At 39.8% G+C, this 18216-nt stretch carries 16 protein-coding genes and 3 pseudogenes; 4 read left to right on the top strand and 15 right to left on the bottom strand.

Annotated elements, in window-relative coordinates; translation table 11 throughout:
* Positions 1-43: 43 nt before the first annotated feature.
* The 3 genes from BMW94_RS05880 to BMW94_RS05870 form a co-directional block, all read right to left on the bottom strand.
* The gene (locus BMW94_RS05880) at positions 44-1552 is read right to left on the bottom strand and encodes a family 43 glycosylhydrolase (RefSeq protein WP_090995662.1); all 1509 of its coding nucleotides are present in this window, start codon (positions 1550-1552) and stop codon (positions 44-46) included.
* Positions 1553-1843: 291 nt separating this feature from the next.
* Entirely contained in the window at positions 1844-2203 is a 360-nt protein-coding gene (locus BMW94_RS05875) for a class I SAM-dependent methyltransferase (protein ID WP_090995660.1), read from the bottom strand.
* A gap of 127 nt (positions 2204-2330) precedes the next feature.
* Positions 2331-3278 (bottom strand): DMT family transporter, encoded by a 948-nt coding sequence (locus tag BMW94_RS05870; protein ID WP_254790133.1) that lies wholly within the window; start codon positions 3276-3278, stop codon positions 2331-2333.
* 215 nt (positions 3279-3493) lie between these two features.
* Between BMW94_RS05870 and BMW94_RS05865 the strand changes: the two genes are divergently transcribed.
* Positions 3494-5359, top strand: coding sequence for an ABC transporter substrate-binding protein (locus BMW94_RS05865; protein ID WP_175480591.1), 1866 nt, complete (start codon positions 3494-3496; stop codon positions 5357-5359).
* Between the two features lie 280 nt (positions 5360-5639).
* On the opposite strand, the gene BMW94_RS05860 is transcribed toward BMW94_RS05865, so the two are convergent.
* The 7 genes from BMW94_RS05860 to BMW94_RS05830 all read right to left on the bottom strand — a co-directional run bounded on the left by BMW94_RS05860 (position 5640) and on the right by BMW94_RS05830 (position 11068).
* Positions 5640-6656 (bottom strand): phosphotransferase enzyme family protein, encoded by a 1017-nt coding sequence (locus BMW94_RS05860; protein WP_090995654.1) that lies wholly within the window; start codon positions 6654-6656, stop codon positions 5640-5642.
* 581 nt (positions 6657-7237) lie between these two features.
* Positions 7238-7573, bottom strand: coding sequence for an ASCH domain-containing protein (locus BMW94_RS05855; protein WP_090995652.1), 336 nt, complete (start codon positions 7571-7573; stop codon positions 7238-7240).
* A gap of 292 nt (positions 7574-7865) precedes the next feature.
* A complete protein-coding gene (locus BMW94_RS05850) occupies positions 7866-8102 on the bottom strand; it encodes a hypothetical protein (protein ID WP_090995649.1) in 237 nt (78 codons plus the stop codon).
* A gap of 213 nt (positions 8103-8315) precedes the next feature.
* Entirely contained in the window at positions 8316-8624 is a 309-nt protein-coding gene (locus BMW94_RS05845) for an Imm26 family immunity protein (RefSeq protein ID WP_217648178.1), read from the bottom strand.
* 110 nt (positions 8625-8734) lie between these two features.
* Positions 8735-8833, bottom strand: a complete 99-nt coding sequence (locus BMW94_RS30850; RefSeq protein ID WP_254790146.1) for a hypothetical protein — start codon at positions 8831-8833, stop codon at positions 8735-8737.
* Between the two features lie 121 nt (positions 8834-8954).
* A complete protein-coding gene (locus tag BMW94_RS05835) occupies positions 8955-10694 on the bottom strand; it encodes an ABC-F family ATP-binding cassette domain-containing protein (protein WP_090995646.1) in 1740 nt (579 codons plus the stop codon).
* Between the two features lie 164 nt (positions 10695-10858).
* A complete protein-coding gene (locus BMW94_RS05830) occupies positions 10859-11068 on the bottom strand; it encodes a hypothetical protein (RefSeq protein WP_090995641.1) in 210 nt (69 codons plus the stop codon).
* A gap of 160 nt (positions 11069-11228) precedes the next feature.
* Between BMW94_RS05830 and BMW94_RS05825 the strand changes: the two are divergent.
* Positions 11229-11396 (top strand): annotated as a pseudogene (locus tag BMW94_RS05825) (3-hydroxyacyl-[acyl-carrier-protein] dehydratase FabZ); the annotation flags it as partial.
* A gap of 101 nt (positions 11397-11497) precedes the next feature.
* Here the strand turns inward: BMW94_RS05825 and BMW94_RS05820 are convergent.
* Positions 11498-12145, bottom strand: a complete 648-nt coding sequence (locus BMW94_RS05820; protein WP_090995638.1) for a hypothetical protein — start codon at positions 12143-12145, stop codon at positions 11498-11500.
* Positions 12146-12413: 268 nt separating this feature from the next.
* Here BMW94_RS05820 and BMW94_RS05815 point away from each other — a divergent pair, with 268 nt between their 5' ends.
* Both BMW94_RS05815 and BMW94_RS05810 read left to right on the top strand, forming a co-directional pair.
* Positions 12414-13844 (top strand): MocR-like pyridoxine biosynthesis transcription factor PdxR, encoded by a 1431-nt coding sequence (locus tag BMW94_RS05815; protein WP_090995635.1) that lies wholly within the window; start codon positions 12414-12416, stop codon positions 13842-13844.
* Positions 13845-13886: 42 nt separating this feature from the next.
* Positions 13887-14507, top strand: a complete 621-nt coding sequence (locus tag BMW94_RS05810) for an NAD(P)-dependent oxidoreductase (protein WP_090995632.1) — start codon at positions 13887-13889, stop codon at positions 14505-14507.
* A 118-nt stretch (positions 14508-14625) separates the two neighbouring features.
* On the opposite strand, the pseudogene glyA reads toward BMW94_RS05810, so the two are convergent.
* From glyA to BMW94_RS05795, 4 genes and pseudogenes are all read right to left on the bottom strand, one after another.
* Positions 14626-15257, bottom strand: a pseudogene (glyA, locus tag BMW94_RS30385) (serine hydroxymethyltransferase); the annotation flags it as partial.
* Positions 15255-16131: pseudogene (locus BMW94_RS05805) on the bottom strand (benzoate/H(+) symporter BenE family transporter); the annotation flags it as partial. The pseudogenes glyA and BMW94_RS05805, both read right to left, overlap by 3 nt.
* 463 nt (positions 16132-16594) lie before the next feature.
* A complete protein-coding gene (locus BMW94_RS05800) occupies positions 16595-17734 on the bottom strand; it encodes a GNAT family N-acetyltransferase (protein WP_139209308.1) in 1140 nt (379 codons plus the stop codon).
* Positions 17735-17810: 76 nt separating this feature from the next.
* Positions 17811-18074 carry an HIT family protein gene (locus BMW94_RS05795; protein ID WP_254790132.1) on the bottom strand — a complete coding sequence of 88 codons (264 nt, stop codon included), beginning with the start codon at positions 18072-18074 and terminating at the stop codon, positions 17811-17813.
* Positions 18075-18216: the final 142 nt, after the last annotated feature.

Raw genomic sequence — 18216 nt, 5'->3', positions numbered from 1 at the left:
TAGAGAAGAGCCAGCTTATTGGCTGGCTCTAACAAGTTTCACATTACCCCTCTGACTTTTCAAACGAAAAACTTAGAAACTCAATGCTCTTATTCCCAGAAAATGTGAAATACAAAGCATGCGTCCCTTTTAGTTCTATAAGCACACTACTTAATGTCCAAGCATCCGATGCATCGACTTTGATTGCAGCACGTTTTTTTCCCGGCTCATCCGAGATAATCAGTGTTCCACTTCCCTGGCCTCTTGTCTTTACAGTGAGTCTTGTTGTACCTTGAAAATTAAAATATTTATAACCGATAAGCGTTCTATTGCTAATATTAGTAATGAAGCGTTCATCAGCCCGATGTGTAATGTGTGGTTTTATCTTTTTACTGCTTCCATTAGTCAAGTGAGGCATTCGTCCATCTGTCAAGTTACAGGCAATAACAGCTGGATACTCCCCTGATGCTTCCAATGGTCCTCCGTTCAGGCCACACGAAGTCATTTCAACTTGTGGAATGGAACCATCGTTCAGAATGATGATTCGTTCTGCGCATACCTGTCTGGAATTAGAACTCATATGTGTATGTCTGTGATAGAAAATATACCAGTTACCATCGATACATTCGATGCTTCCATGGTTATTTCCCGTGATTGCAAGTCGATCTCTAGGATTTCTGCCATTCATCCCAATGTCTCCATTGGAAATAATGACTCCACTATATTGAAAGTCCCTGTCGGGATAAATACTTGTAGCATAGCAGAGTTCATGATTTACAAAAGAAGAATAGATAAAGTAATATGTTGATCCAATCCTTCGTATAGAACTTGCTTCAAAAAAAGCATGTCCTTCAAAATCCGTATTTTTGGCTTCCATCTCACAAGGTATAATTCGTTTGGGCTCACTTTTAACAGTTAGCATATCTGCCTCAAGTTCTACCACATTGGCCCCCATGATGCCCTGCGCCTCTGATTTAATTTCATCCATGGTTCTATGGAGCATTCCTTGCATAACTTTATTATAAATGCCTTTTACCAGTTTGCTATTCGTCGGCCCTACTGGAAGCGCCCACCCGTAGTAAAGATAGATTTTTCCTTCGTCATTGATGACCGCCGGGTCAAATGGAATAAAGCGAAGCATGAGACTGCCATCCGGGTATTTAACATCTCCATAGTATTCATACTTTCCAGCAGGAGTATCGCAGACGGCGACAGAAATCGGTCCATTGAATCCTCCCTTACCCGAGTGCGCTGCCAAACAGTAGTACAAATAGTATCTTCCATCGTTTCCTTGCACCACATCTGGTGCGTATAAGTACTTTCGTTCTCCTCCACCCTTTACAACCTCTGTTGAATGCGGGTCCTGCGAGGCACTATAAATCGTTCCTTCGTATGTCCAATCCGTCAGGTCTTTCACATCGGCAGAATAAACGACATAGTCCAGCTCACAAAATGTAGTACCTCCCTCTTTGTCATGGGAACCATACATATAGGCCCTGTCATTAAAGACGTGGGGCTCTACATCCGGGATATATTCATTTAATGGTAAAAATGGATTCACAACCCTCTTCATATGCTATCTCCTCCACAGGATCTCTATTTACAACGGAGCTTCTAATCCTTTTATATAAACGTTGCTAAGAGCCTCTCATAATACTTGGTGAACATTTTTCATATGTCGTCGATATCAGGCATCTTTTGTATGTATCTATTTTAGAGGAATGATCGTTATCCTTAAATAACTATAAAGAAAGACAAAATAACTATATCTAAACTTACTCATAACTAAATGGGTGACTATTATTAGTGCTTGTCCACCAGTGGCTATATTCTGTGTACGACTACCTATAGTTTCATTTTTTTCTTATTTATTCTTCTGTGCAATAATGATATAGACGGGTTGGTTAGCAATTTGCGTTGGTGAATGAAACGTATCAATAACTGAAAAACCTGCTTTAACGATTTCCTCCTCCATTTCCTCCGATGAAACCCTTGGAGCTTTAGACATCTCCGACTTCTCTAATTCAATGCACACAAAGATCCCTTTGTCTTCTAAAACTCTGTGAATTTCATCCAACACCAATGAAAGAGGTTGAACCTCAAACCTAAATCCACCTATACTTGACCCAAGTTGACCTCCCTTCCCATTAGTTGATAAGTTCTCGCTTTCTCCAAAAAAAGGCTTGGAAGGGTTTCGATGATTGCCATGTAGTAAGTTAAGCAATTATCATCTCGTTAATTAATAGTTGCCAACACGATTTTCTATTCACGGAGATCACATAAGTCTCAAAATTTTTCCACTATGTCTTTAACGATAAAATAACCTTTTAACTGTTTAAAACTTAAGAAAGTTACTGAGTAAGTCTTTTAAAATGAGAGTATATTTGCACGAATACTACAGCTAAACCTACCATTAGTAGTCCAAACACCTCAACAACCGATAAATTACGATGTAAGATGAGAACATCCAATACAGCTACCTCCAATAGCATCAAATTATTGATTAGACTATTTTCATAGGCTCGCAAGTGCTTTTGACTCCAAGTCCATAAGGAGAATGCAAATGAACCATTAATAATCCCAAGCCAAAGTATGATACCGACAAGTGGCCAAGAGAAGCTTGGTAAACCTTCAAAAATGAGCCCGATTACTAACATCCCAAAGGCACCAATCGCCATGGGCATGAGAACCAGATCACCCAGACTCGCTTTGCCGTTTTTAAGTAAGTGCCTCGTTAGTGCCAGATGGATAGCATACCCAGCACAAGAAGCGAGTATTAGAACAATTCCACTGAAGTGGCCTCCCCCAAAATCCCAAGGGAAATAGAAAACGACAACTCCAGCCATTGCTACCAATATGCCTAAAAAAGATGAGCGACCACGTAACTCTCTGAGCCAAAAAACATCTAGTATAATTAAAGCAGCAGTGTTACCAACTGAGAGTACCATGCTCGTCTGTGTTGGTGTAATCAGCATTTGCCCCGCGTACTGCAGTCCCTGTGCCATTATATATCCAGTTACTCCAAGAACAATGATATAATATGGTCGTAATTTAATACGTCCTCTTTCCTTCTGAATATCCATTTCTGGTGCTATATTATTTCGATGTACCAGAATCAACCGAACGAGTACCAAAATAATTGTAGAAACAGTGTATCGTAATCCAGCTAAAGTAAAAGGTCCAATAGCATCTTGAAAAGCTATTTTATTCAAGATGTAGGATGTCGACCACAGTAAGGTGACCAAAACGGCTGCACCAATGGGTAGAAAATAATGATCTTTAACTGTTCCTATAGTCAACACAGCCACCTCTTTCTGTATGAACAGTGAAATAATTCTCTGATACACTCTTTTGCCTTTGCTAAAGCCTGACGATAATAATCGCTCGCTTCATTTCCATAACATTCTCCTCCCTATTTAGCTGCGCTTATGGTTCGTATGTTATGATTGTAGTTAAAATAAGGGAAATAAAAAGAGTATACTTTTAAATTTTAAACTTCCCCTTTTATTTGGAGGTGAATCTTCTGCAGTTATCGGAACATTTCTTCAATCTCAAAAAATTGTTCAACACGCTCGAAGCGCATATTTCACAGAAAACGACATTACAGGAGTTGGGCACAGTATGGAACTGCACACCACGTAATGTAAAGTGGATCATCCGTCGTTTATGTACGGCTGGATGGATTGCATGGTCCCCAGGACGCGGACGAGGTAATCGCTCAATGCTGACTATATTAACTTCGGAAGCGGATGTAGTGCTCGCACTTGCCCAGGAGGCAACGATTAAAGGAAGATTTCATGATGGAATACGATTACTTGAGAACCACCACGTGGACGATGTAATACGTGGCAGATTTGTACAGTGGCTAGAGGGACAGTATGGTTACCGCGTAGATAAGAATGAACATTATCAATTAGACACGCTGCGTCTTCCCTTTTATCGAAGTATGACTAATTTAGATCCGGCTTTTACACTTCGGCGTACGGAGTGGCATATGGCCCGGCAACTCTTTGATACGCTTCTTATCAAGAATGATGAAAATAACGAAATCCTTCCTCATTTGGCTTATTACTGGGAAATCGATAATACTGAGAGTACATGGACTTTTTACATACGTAAAGGGATACTCTTTCATGATAATACGGAACTCCAAGCGAAGGATGTTGTTTACACTCTTGAACGAATAACATCAACAAATTTTGGGCGAACGGAATGGACTGAGCTTCCATTAGATAAAATTCGGGCCTTAGGCCCATACTGTGTTGAAATAAGTCTAAAACGACCTTATCACCTTCTTCCACAACTGCTCGCTTCTCCACGTGCTTCAATTCTTCCCCTTTCCTCGGCCAAACGTTCATCTGAGGAATTTGCACGTCTTCCCATTGGAAGTGGCCCGTTCCGAGTGGTTGGGAACGATGACTCCCAAACTGTTCTTGAGGCCTTTCCTGCTTATTTTTCGGGACGAGCTCAGCTCGATCGGGTTGAACTGTGGATCTTACCGGAAACCCGTTATCGTTCATTGCCGCTAAAGGAATTAGCTGGGGACACGCTTCCCTATATTCATCCATTTCAACTTCACCCGCGAAACAATCAACCGCCTGACATTGAACGAATAGAAACGGGATGCACTTATATGACATTTCAACTAAACAAGCCAGGACCTCTAGAATCTGACGATTTTCGTCATTGGCTTAGTCGTGTAGCCAATCCACATCGCATGAATGCAGGTCTCAACAATCATATCTATAGCCCTGCTTATAGTTTTTTTCCTGATTGGAGCATCACCTCCGAACATATATTAAGGCTTGAATGTCCTAATTGTGGGCCCAGCTATTTACAACCAGAACCAGATTTTCTAGAAGAACCACCCTTTCATCCACAACAAACACTATCAATTCTGACCTATCATATATTGGGTGATTCCCTTGAACGAAACGCGCGCTGGTTTAGCGAACAATGCGCTATATATGGAATAAAAATTAACGTAGAAGTTCGAGATTATGAAGAGTTTATTCGTCCAGAGATTATCGATGCTGCCGATCTGGTAATAGCTAACGCTGTTGTTGATGATAATTCAGTTATTTCTTTCTTACGTCTTATGTTTGACGATCGTCATGTCGTACGTAGGCACCTATCCGCGGAGATTTATGAGCATCTAAACATTAGATTGCGTAAGATCGAAAACGAGCCCGAAACAAACAAACGGATTCAAATGACCCAAGAAACGGAACAATGGCTTAGAAATAAACGGGCAGTATTGTTTTTGTACCATCTAAATCAGTCCACATACTACGATAAACGTTTAATAGGAATGCAAACAAACGCTTATGGTTGGGCAGATTTTTATAGACTTGCGTTACGACCGTTCAAACATTTATGAATTTCTAATCTGAACAAGTTCTGATCATATAGACAACTCAATTTCGCTTCTATACCTAATAATCAACTGACCTGTCGTTTAGTTGAACAAAAGCAGCCGATCACATTGATCAGCTGCTTTCTTTGTATTATTGAGCTATCGTTTCTCGTTAGCGTAATGAACCTTACCGATTAAACTGTGATAGTTCACCGTAATGAACAAAACGGCGAAATTTTGTTTACAATGAAATAAAAGTCCCCTTGAGTCAGCCCCTACGTTAGTAAAATGTGATGTTCCCAGATTAGTGAATACTATTATAAATGCTTTTAAATTCTTGAACAAAATCAATCGGCAGCATAGGGTCATCAGAAGCGGCTACTCGTTGAAGCTCTTTTAACCAGTTCTTTGATTCTTCATTCAAATTTGAAACATCGTTTGCTTGATGAAAATAAATATACAGCAATGCATGACGAAGTTTGATAGAATCTTGTAAATATACTATTTCTTCTTCTTGGATTGTATTTTCCTTCAGATATCCTTTCATAAAATGGCGGAAAAACAATTTATAATATTCCGTTTTATTTTCAAATTCCTTAAACGGATAAGAAAGTGCATAATACAATGTAATCCCAATATCGTTTACGAAATACGTATAACCGCAATCATCAAAATCGAACAAATAAATGTCTCCGTTATGCAGATAAAAATTACTTTGATGAAAATCAGTATGAGTCAAACCGTATGTATCTTTGGACTTGGGCAGAGAAGTAAGTTTTGTTAATCTTTCTTTTAGAATTGGTATCATTACATCATCAGGTCGAAGGTATTTCTCCGCCTTTAATTGGACTTCTTGCTCCCAGGCTTGTCGTTTAAACGCCGGATTACTCCATTCAAAATCCTTTGTGGCATGATGGATTTTCCCCAGAAATTCGCCCCATTTTTCGTAAAGCGATTCATTCCAATCTTCATCCGACACTTCTTTTCCAAGAGACATTTCGTATGCAATGGCTAGGAACGAACCATTTTCTGTAGCAATTTCTTCAACCATATTTCCCCTGGTCGATGGAACAGCATTTGCAACTGCCAGTTCTTTATTCGACAAAAAATTTAAAAATTCAATTTCACCCCGTATATTACTTCTTGATCTTCTAATTGTATGTGAGATTTTTAATATGAAAAATGCATTGTTTTTCTGATATTCATAAACAAAGCTTTCATAACCGCCCAATAAACGAACGGAATCATTATTAATGTCATATCGCTTTATTGCTTCGATAAGGATCTCTTCAGTGAATTGCTCTTTAATTTCTCGTATCATCTTCTATACCTTCCTTCATTCATAATTTATGTAGTTGCATTCGGCGACCACCTGACGGAAGGCCTCCTGCTGACCGCTTTCCAGGTAATTGTCCAGTAGCGCCCTCTCTCCGAACCACATCCGATCCGCCCGGCTCGAACAAATCCTCATGAGGCGTACCAATCCTCCCGATTCGATGGGCTTTATTTAATTTATCTGTGACTCTTAACCTAATCCATATGTATTGTAACTGAACAAACGGCATTACGCACATCCCTTTTGATTATACTCAACCGCTGCCGTCTTCGTTAATAATACGGTGTTTGCCATACTAGTTAAAGCCAAAAACACCAATCGTCGCTTTTTTGGTTTATAACTATCCTGTCCGTTAGCTTAATGAAACAGATAAATACTCTAATCAACATTGGTACATTCAAGCGAAGTCTTATATTAATGTGCTTTTATCTAGCCACATGACTGTAATCCTGATTCACCATACCTTATCAATTAAACTAACCGTTAATGCAATGAAGGTAGCTGATCCACTAACCTGACTACTTTCGTGTAATGATGGAAGCATCGTTTCCCGATAGCTAAATATTTTAGCGCATCAAGATAGCCAATGTTCCCCACTGCTTTTCTTGTTCTGGAGTATAAATTTCATAAGTACCTTTGAGCATTTCTTCCATCGTCCAGCTTTCGCAATCGAATTCACTAAAAGGTATGTCCTCATACATCTCCTTAAATGTACTGTATATTCTTAACTCAGCTACTTTAACTCTCAATGTTTCAGTATTCTCAGGGACTGCAACGAATTCGATAGTATCCCCAGCTTTAATTTTACGTCTTTTTTCATCATTTAATCGTACTTCAACCTTTTTCTTTCCATTTTTTATTGAATTGAAATATTCTTGATACAAACCCATTTGATGAACCATCTTCACGACACCTCACTGTTAAAACTTTCTTAATAATGAATTCTTCCCGTTGTTGTGTCTTCCTGCCTGTTAGCTAACTTGCTCTTGGCGTAATACTTTAGTTTTATTGAATTTTAGACAATGCCCAAAGCTTTCATATGAATAGATGGTGACTTTATACATTTATTATTTTCGTATATAGCTTTGATTACTGATACTTCAACGATTGTAGCACTTATTCTTTCGCTTCTTTTAAATTCTCATCGTTTATCTGTTTGCTATTGTACAGTGAGGTATTGTTTCATAATTTCAGTCAAAATACGTCACTCACAATTATATTACCCCATAAACTTTTTAATGTTTTACCTTTAATCTTAACTTGATTTAATAGTTGTTCAACCGATTCGTACTTCATTTGTGCTTCTTCATTTTCCTTAATACAGTACCAACCACTTTCATTATAACTAATTAAGAAATGAGTATCATTCAAGATAAATTCTATTTCATGTCCTAGATTTAAATCTTCGATGAATTCGTCGTAACTATACATCTTTGTCTCCTTTCACTATCTCCATGGACTTTATGGTCCACTAAATCACCAAGCCTAAATTTATACGACCTTTTCAGAATTAGCTTATTTAAAGGGATCCTTATGCCATGTATTATCCCCCATTATCCTATCAACAATATGTTGTGCTTCCCAAACAGCTGCGATCTCTAATCCTTCGCATTCTTTTATGTCAGCAGGTTTAATCTCGTCCTTTTAATAAATTGAATACTCACCTGTAAGTTGATCAATGACACATGCAGGAGGTGGCCAAGCCTCTTCTTCATTTACAAAAGGTCGGTTTTCTACGACAGGCCACTCACCTGATTTTAAAATATCATCATAAACACCAACAATAAATTGATAACTCTCTTGCTGCGGCTTATCCTCAAAGGTGTTTCCCATATAGTTATAGATGGCTATACTTGCATCTTTAAGTCTTCTTCCGAATGCAAATTTACCATTAGGCAGAGGTATGGCATATAGATCTCCCAATTTAATGCGTTTGCGTTTTGTATCTTTCATGGTTTTACAACCTCCACCGTATTAATACTGGACATATCTTAATAAAAAAATTTAAAAAGACCTTGAAAGGCATTTAGCCATTCAAGGTCTCATCCTCGGTTACTGCATAATTAACTTCTCTCCAAACTCGAAGCCCAAGTTTTAAAGGAATCTAGTATCTCTTCTAAATTTGTTGCTCCCCCTGCACCAAGAAAAACTCCATCTCTCACAATACAATAGAACCAATCTTCTTCATTTCTCTCTTCTTTAATTGACTCAAACGGTATGAATGCTCCCAAACACCATTACAGTTTTCAAGATACCAGTTCTGAAGCCAATTTAAAGTGTTCATCATAGCAACTTAATCAGCTCTTCCAGCTCATCAACCAAACCTTTTGCAAGCTCAAAATTAGTATCTTTTAAAGCCAATTCGATTTTCATTTCAACAGACTTTTTATTTTGTTCAATTTCTAGATAGTCTTCATTAAAATGACTCGCATAAATCATCTGTCTGAATTCTAGTATACTCATTTTACTAATCGTCTTGTCCTCAATAATTAAAACATAATCCATACCATTAACAACAGAATAGAAATCATGAGAAATCATGAGAATCGCACCTTTGTAGTCCTCAATAGCTTTCTCCAGTGCGATTTGTGTATAGATATCTAAATGGCTTGTCGGTTCATCAAGAAGCAATACGTTGGCTTTACTGGCCGAAACTTTAGCCAATTGAAGCATGTTTTTTTCTCCACCAGATAAAGACTCGATCTTTTGATCAAGGATTTCTCCTTCAAAGCCATAGTTTGAAAGATACGATCTAATCTCATCATAAGTTTGAAACCCGGCATCTATGAATTCATTTAGTATTGTATTCGAATCTTTTAGCATTTCGCCTTGAACCTGAGATAAATAAGCCACATTAACGTCAGCATTTATTTCAATGGAATCCTGATTATTTTTAAAGATTTCTCGGAGTAAAGTCGTTTTCCCGGTACCGTTTGGACCGATCAGGGCTACTTTATCTGTCGATTTGATCTCGAAGTTCACATTTTCCAAAAGCAACTCGTCAAATGAAACGCTATAATTATTGATGTTAACCACAACGGTGTCTTCTATTTCCTTATCGATACCAAAACGGATATTCGGCTGCTTGATATCGACAAATGGCTCTTTGATTCGACGTGCTTCCAATCTCTCTTGAAACTTGACTCTGGCTTTTAACGCTCTGCCTCTGGAAGCTTCCGAATTATACGTAGCGATCTCTCTAAGATTGTCGATGATGTGATCGTATCTCTCAATTTCTTCAGCTTCAGCAACCGCGATTTCTTGCAGCTCGATCTTCGTCTGAAGCAGCGAGAAGTTATAATCGATATACCGCCCATCAAACTCTTGGATCTCCGTGTTTTCAAGGTGTATAATTTTGTTGAAACAATGATTCAACAGATATCGATTGTGCGTAACAACGAGCAGCATTCCCTTGTGGGAATTAATGAGTTTTTTAAGCGCGTTTAGGTTTTCAAAGTCTAAAAATACATCGGGTTCGTCCATAATCATTAAGTCTGGACGACTGAGCATTTCCTTCATCACTTGAATTAGTTTGAATTCCCCACCACTCACATCGGATATACTAAGATCTTTAAGCTTCATGAGGTTGGCCAGGTTTAGCTGCTTATTAATGGTGTTTTCGAAATTATCCCCATCCATCGCCTCGAAGGCATCCAAAGCCAATTGAACCTTTTTCAGCAGCGAATCCATATCTGACGTGGTAGCCATCTCCGCATATATGGCTGTGATTTCATCTTGTATCTTGATGAATTCTTCTCCGATATATTCAAAAACGGTCATTTCTTTCGTTTTTTCAACTTGCAAGAACTGACTCACATATCCGATTCTGCAATCTGGGTCTATCTCTAACTTGCCCTCGAACAAATATCTTTCCGGATCCATCAGGATATCGATCAGTGTACTTTTCCCACTGCCGCTAGTTCCGATAAAAGCACAATGTTGTGCCTCTTCAAACGTAAATGAAATGTTATTATATAGTTCCTTTTGTGGAAATGAGAAGGATAAGTTATCAACTTTTATCATCGTGTTACCTTTCTTTACAACTAAAATGGTGACTATTATTAAATGGTTTATCAAACACAGACTTTTAGAGTAACACTGTTTACCACCAAGTTCAATCTATTTGTAGCCCTTACCCTCACTTCGAAATTCTAGTACTACGGTTCCGGTCATTTATAACACTACCTTCACTCTTTCTTTTTTTTGAAGAAATCGAACTTGATCACATAATCAAAGAGAAAGGTGATTGCAACAACTCCAAGTGGAATCATTGCGTATGCCCAAGGCGGATTATTTGGAGCTTCACCAGGGGGTGCATCAATTAAAATCTCAAAAAGAACAACACAGTAAATTACGGCCAATACAATCCCTGTTACGTTCCTATCTTTTTTACGCATAGCTATTTCCCACCTCCCTTGCTATCTCCACTAAATAAAATAGACTGGTTATATTCAACTATCGTTCCCGTTAGTTAAATGCCTCTATAGAATTAAATGCAAACATTATTTCTGCTTCACAAACCAATTCATTGTAAGCCAATATTAAAGGAAGAAATCCATGCTTGATTTTAATCAAATTAAAGATCTTATTCCCCATAGATATCCCTTTCTTTTGGTCGATAGAATCTTAGAAGTTGTTGAGGGAAAGAAAGCCGTTGGAATCAAAAATGTGACTTTCAATGATATCTTGCCTAACGAAGGCATATTTCCAAACTTGCCACTATTAAAGTTGAACCGTTTCTTGTCCATCGAGAATTAATCTCGATGGACAAGAAATTACACCATTACTCGGCTAATAACTATAATGCTTCCATCACTGTAGTTCATTTATAGTGCTTTTTGTTCATCTGCATAATACCTTTCATATTCTTTAGTCAACGCGTAACGCTCTACACCTTTGGACGCATTCATCGCTTCCGTAGCGTGCTGGATAGCCAATTCGCGACGCCCCAATTTGCGTTCTAACTCAGCAAGAAGTGCAGATCGCATCCATTGTCTTCTAATCGATTTCAGGTGCTCCCTTGCTTGCTCACTCTTCTCTTCCTCCAAAAGTAAAAACGTCTCGTAATATGTACGAAAATCTGATCTGCGCATCTGGGGTACCGCTTGCCGAACGGCAGTGATGTCCTTGCGATAAGCACCGTAAGCTGCCTGATATATTGCTTGCCTCGATTTTATCGTCGTCTGTTTTCTTAGTTTTTCCATCGTGATCTCGACTTCATCATCCAGTCTGTTGGCAGTCACATAAAAAATATAAATATAAGGCGTATGATGATTTTTACGTAAAAAAGCTTCCACACGGTCCATCCGGGTTTCCCAAGCCATAGGGTACAAAACGTGAATCGTAAACGCAATAAGTGTGGCGACCATCACCGTTCCTACGATAAGAAAAACAGATTGTTCATTCCACAACATTACCAGCACAAATACAAATACAACGGAATAAAACGCAACATTCCACCTACTCATTCTCATCTATCATTCCCTTCAGCATCTAAATCATAAAGTATCTATTATATCAGAATTAAAACTGTTTTTTGTATGAATTTAGGAAAAAAGATTGATATCACCTTAAGTATACTCATCAAATACCAAAAAAGTGTCTGCTAACCTGTTAGTGAATAAACAAGGAGAAGACTGATTAGACATTGTCATGATAGTATATCAATCAATGGATTGTCTAAATTGTCCATAACAATATGGAAATATGCAATCCATAATGTCAGCATGAGCACTGGAGTCAATGCTAAAAGTTAATCGAAATGACCACCGCCCCATCTGGCAGCAACTTCTTGACCAAGCCATTCATAATATTACAACTGGTAAATGGCCGCCAGGCGAATTGCTACTTCCATCACGTGAACTTGCTCAATTAATTGGCGTTTCACGGTCAACCATACAAATTGTTTACGAGGAATTATTCAGTCGAGGATATACTGTAACCTCCCGTCGCGCCGGGACAAGGGTTAGTAATTGGACATATGCACTTCGTTCATCAGAGGATGTCACGATCCAAGGACCTATTCCTCCGGAACTCCCTGTGCTAAACGATTCGATTGGTCATTTGCATAGTTGGTTCGGAAACAGAGATAACCGAAAAGTAGAAATTGATTTTAATCCCCACGAGCCCTATCTAGACAAAACTTTTACAAAAACCTGGAGACAATCGTTTTTACAGGTTTCCACTGAAACCAATCTGGACGTTTGGGCTTACGGAGATGCCAGAGGGTTACTGCCGTTACGAGAACAGATTCAACGTTATCTGTCACTTGAACGAGGCATTCATATCGAAGTTGACCAAATCTTATTAACCTCGGGCGCACAACATAGCATCGATTTAATTGCCCAGGCACTCTTAAATGAAGGAGACAGAGTTTCCGTAGAGGACCCCGGCTTCCCTGCCGCTTGGATGGCGATGAAAAACCGACGAATGCAAGTCGAATCCGTTCCGGTTGATAAGTCTGGGTTATGTGTAGATCGTATTCACCCACAAACCAAACTCGTATTTGTCACGCCTTCTCATCAATGCGCGGTTGGCGTTATTATGTCGGAGCCACGCAGGCAACAATTAATGCACATGGCAGCTCATCATCGATATTGGATTGTTGAGGATGACTACGATAGCGAATTTAGGTACCGCGGTGATCCGCTGTCCACAATATTCAATCAGCAACCTCAGAATACGCTTTATATGTTGAGTTTTTCCAAAATGATTGCACCTGGCATTCGACTATCCGCTATCATTGGACCCAAAAAAGCCATCGATCGCCTTACCCAAGTTCATGAATTAACCTATCGGCATCTGCCGATTATGGAACAATTAACGCTAACTCATTTTATTGAGCGTGGTCATTTTATCCGCCATATGAGAAGAGTTCGGAACATATATCGACGCAGACACGAAGTGATGACAAAAGCCATTGTTACTTCTGGGCTGAGTTCACGATTTACATTAAGTGGTGTGGAAACGGGATTACATATGCTTCTAGAATCTGAAACGTCATTTGACGAAGAAGCGCTGACGAATGCTGCCCTTGATCAAGGTATGCGCGTGTATCCGCTTAGCAGATATTGCTTGGAGAGTCATCGAAAAGGATGGATATTAGGTTTTGCGAAAGTGGATCAGGATCAGATTGAGGAAGGCATACATCGACTTGCACAGATTGTACTATGATGGAGAACACGCTCTCCAATCGGAATCGAAAGGATGTTTGTGATGAAAATTTTAGTGTTAGGAGCCACCGGACGGGTTGGAAGTCATTTTGTCTCGAATGCCCTACGTTCCAATCATCATGTAACTGCACTGGTTAGAAGCCCGGAAAAGGGGCAAATTAGCGATCACAATTTCGTTCTGCATCAAGGAAACGCTTTAGTCAAAGAAGATATTCATCACGCCATACGGGGTGTGGACCTCGTTGTTAGTTCCTTAAGCACTGATGGAACGACTACATTATCTCAATCCATGAGATTGATTATTGAGGCTATGGCTCAGGAGCACATCAAAAGAATCATTACCATTGGTACGGCTGGAATATTGGAAAGTCGAACTGATCCTGGCTTGCTTCGTTTTCAATCTCCCAGCTCCAAACGCAAGTCCACGAGAGCAGCTGAGGAGCATCTGAAGGTTTACAACATTCTCAAGGATTCAGAGTTAGAATGGACAATCGTGTGCCCTACCTACTTGTATGATGGAGAATCTCTCGGTATGTACCGGGTTGAGCGTGACTACTTGCCAGACGGTGGAACTTCTATATCTGTAATCGATACTGCGGAGTTTGCTTATCAGCAAATAACGTGTAGCGAGTATGTACAGTCACGTGTAGGTATAGCCTACTAACTTACGGTATATCTCTTCTGTTCAAAAAAAGTAAGTTGCAATATAAGCGAGCAAATAAGAGCCTGCATTTGTTATCCATCAGGAACAATTGCAGGCTACATATATGTCTGCTGTTAAACTATTTTAGGTCTTCATAAAGAGGGAATTGTGATGTAATTTCGCGGACACTACCTAAAATATGATTTTTTACCTTCAAACTCTTAGGATTTTTGAAAGCAAGCCCTATGAGCTGAGCAATTTCTTTCATTTCCCTGGCTCCAAGTCCTCTGGACGTCATAGCCGGAGTCCCAAAACGAATACCGCTCGTGACCAACGGGCTTGCTGTATCGTGAGGAATTGCATTTTTATTCGCCGTGATTCCTGCTTCATCAAGTATGGCTTCGGCTTCTTTGCCTGTAAGGCCAATAGTTCGTAAGTCAACCAACACCATATGATTATCTGTTCCTCCTGATACAAGGGTGAGTCCTTCATTAATTAATGTTTCTGCTAATACTTTGGCGTTATTCAGAACATTCTCCATATATGTTTGGAAATCGGATTGCAATGCCTCACCAAATGCCACCGCTTTCCCCACTATGATGTGCATGAATGGACCACCCTGAATTGCCGGAAATACAGCTTTGTTGATCGCCTGTGCCCACGGCTCCCGACACAAAATGGCTCCCCCCCCCCCCGTGGTCCTCGCAAGGTCTTGTGCGTGGTAGTTGATACAAAATGTGCATGCGGCACCGGATTAGGATGCAAACCTGCGGTTTCACGTCCTTTAGGGTCCGTTAATGCATTAGCGAGGCTGCCACCAATTGTCCCAAGTATGGCTAGTCCCGCTAACGTTGCAATAAAGCTAGCAGGAAGAATCAAAAACAGAGCAGCCAATGTTACACCAAAAATGCCGACAAAAATATAAAAACACCACAAGCAATAACTGCAATATACCGCTTTGTTGAATCCTCATGTGCATCTTTCCCTGTACAAATCGCTGCTGTAATGGCTGCCACGTTAAAAGCATGTGACCCGAATGGATCTGCAAGAAGTGAACCCAAACCTGTTACGGCTAAAATAGGATCTTGAATCCATCATTACGTAAAACAAGCATTCCGGGCATATACTGCCCTGTCAAGGTAATAATGAACAGCGGCAACGCGATGCTAAGTAAAGCATTTAACGAAAACGCCGGAACAACAAATACAGGCGAAGCGGCCGCCAATTGGATCGTACTGAAGTCTGTTTTTCCGATGCATATCAAATAAATCAAACCGATCGCCAATATGCCAACAATCGCGTAACGGGAAGTAAACCGTCTTAGTACGATATAAGCTGCAAACAATACAATTACAAGCACAGGATCAACCTTCGCCCCTCCAAAGGCCGATATTCCAAACTGTAGCAAAATACCCGCTAACAATCCGGAGGCGATGCCTGGGGGAATAAGTCGAACGAACCGTTCAAACATGCCTGACCAACCTAAAATAATAAATCCGACTGCCGAAATCATGTAAGCGCCAATGGCTTCTGGATAAGGGGTTACCGCTAATGCTGAAACGAGAAACGCCACACCCGGTGTAGACCAGGCTGTAATAATCGGTTCCTTGTATCGATAACTGAGCCATATCCCCGTTACTCCGACTCATCTTTCGCGTGTTGAATAGCCATCGTAATCATCCTTTCAATTAATTATATTAAAGGTATATTGTATCCTTAATAGTACATTAGATTTCAACAGTGAATCTGTTGGAGATTAAGACTCCATTTTCACTTATTCCAATCAGGTTCATCACCAGAAGTTGTAGCGTGATGACCGTTATTCGGCTTGCAAAACCAACATATGAATATGATCTTTGCACGCTATTGCCAAAAAAACTATCCTGTCGGTTAATTAAACAAGAAGACAGCCAATCGTGATCGGCTGTCTTCTTGTTTTTTTGCGCTATCGTAAGTCCTGTTAGTATTGACTATCGATCGGATCATAGAGCTCACTTGATGGTTTTCCATATAGAATTATTCCTCTCTCATAAGTAACAACAACTTGAGAAGCTAAATCTTCTTCCTCAATTCGCTTCATAACTTCTTCTCTATAACGTGTAACTATCTTAGTTAAGATCCATATTTCGCATCATGAGCACTTGCTCTGCATTTGTTGTGAAACCTAATTTTATCAATAGATCGTTCAGAGGTTGATTGGATTTACGCAGGTTAGATGTCCCTCGTCTGCAAACATAGTCTAACGGGGCGAACAGTTCACTGAGAGCAAGCTTATAAATCTCTTCCGCATCTGCACGCCCAGGAAGGACCTCACATTGATAGAATGAAATGGTTACCAATTTACCCTCTTGATCAAATGTTCGCTTATACAATGCATAGCATACAGGCTCGCTATCTTGTCTAATAATTATAGATTCACCCTCCTTCATGCTAGGCCATTGTGTCTGCCAAGCAGATAAACCTCGATAGAAGTCTAGCGCATTTACATCACGGGGCAATCCTTTGGTGATAGAAAAAGGGTGTACAGCAGATCGCTTCAGTAATTGGGGATCTATCGTACCCGTATGTTGTAAAATTATTAATCGATCCGTAATTTCATACCCGACATACTGATATAGCTTGATCGCACTCTCATTCTGGGTGAGCGCTTCAAGTATCGCAAGCTCTACGCCATGTTCTCGGTACAACTCTAGATTTCTTAACATGAGCGCTCTGCCAATGCCCTTCCCTCTAAATGCAGGCGCAATACCTGTTCCACCGTTCCATGCCACTTTCTTTCCATCTACGTCACGAAATCCATTCATGACAAACCCTGCAGGTTCACCATCCACATAAATAGCGAGTGAATTCTCCAAGGAAAGTCCTTCGTTAACAATCCTGGTCATCAAAGCATCAATCGTCATGACCATCTGTATAAAATAGCCCTCGAATCCTAGATTCCAAATACGTACGTTTTCCTCCATTGATAGCTCACTTAGTTTCCTAAACGTTATTGTCATAAGTACAAACCTCTCTTTTATTTCGTTTAATGTGATCATTTTCGTATTTTCGCCCAACCTATATGCATTCCACTTTAACCGCTCGACAATGAAAAGTAAGGACCTTAACTGATTCTGCTTTTCAATCAAGCTGACAAGGTATCCTTCACCATATCCCGCGATATTTCTTAGTCTTATTAAGTGATCGTTCCCCGTTTCTGAACGTTTATCATTCCCTCCTACTAACCTTAAATGTTTTCCTTTATCCAAGAACGCAGCTTATCAGCATAGAAATAGCGTTCATCCGGATTAGACTGAGAACCCTTTGACAGGTAAAGTTGATCATTCACATATCAGGGTAAACATGGAGATGATAATGCCACACATCTTGATTGCCAGCAGGCTCATTATGTTGCCGCGTAGAAATTCCATCACATCCATATGTATTTTTCATTGCAAATGCTGTGAGCTGAGCCACGCGGTGAATTTCAGCAGCGTAATCCGCAGGGAGATCAAAGATGTTCTCGAAATGTCGATTAGGAACAACAAGAACATGCCCTTTATTGTTTGGCCACCATTTGCTCGCTATAAATGCCGTCATCTTATTCATTCAACTCCTTTCATATTTTTCCAACCAGCTATTAGACGCAGGTAACTTCTGTTCGTTGCGTTACTCTGCCTGTTAGTTGGACAAAAGCAGCCGTTCATCATGATCGACTGCTTTCTCGTTTTTATTGAGCTATCGTTTTCGA

Source organism: Paenibacillus sp. OK003 (genome assembly GCF_900109515.1).
Taxonomy (GTDB): domain Bacteria; phylum Bacillota; class Bacilli; order Paenibacillales; family Paenibacillaceae; genus Paenibacillus; species Paenibacillus marchantiae.
Note: the sequence above shows the minus strand (reverse complement) of the source record. Positions and strands in the feature narration are given on the sequence as shown.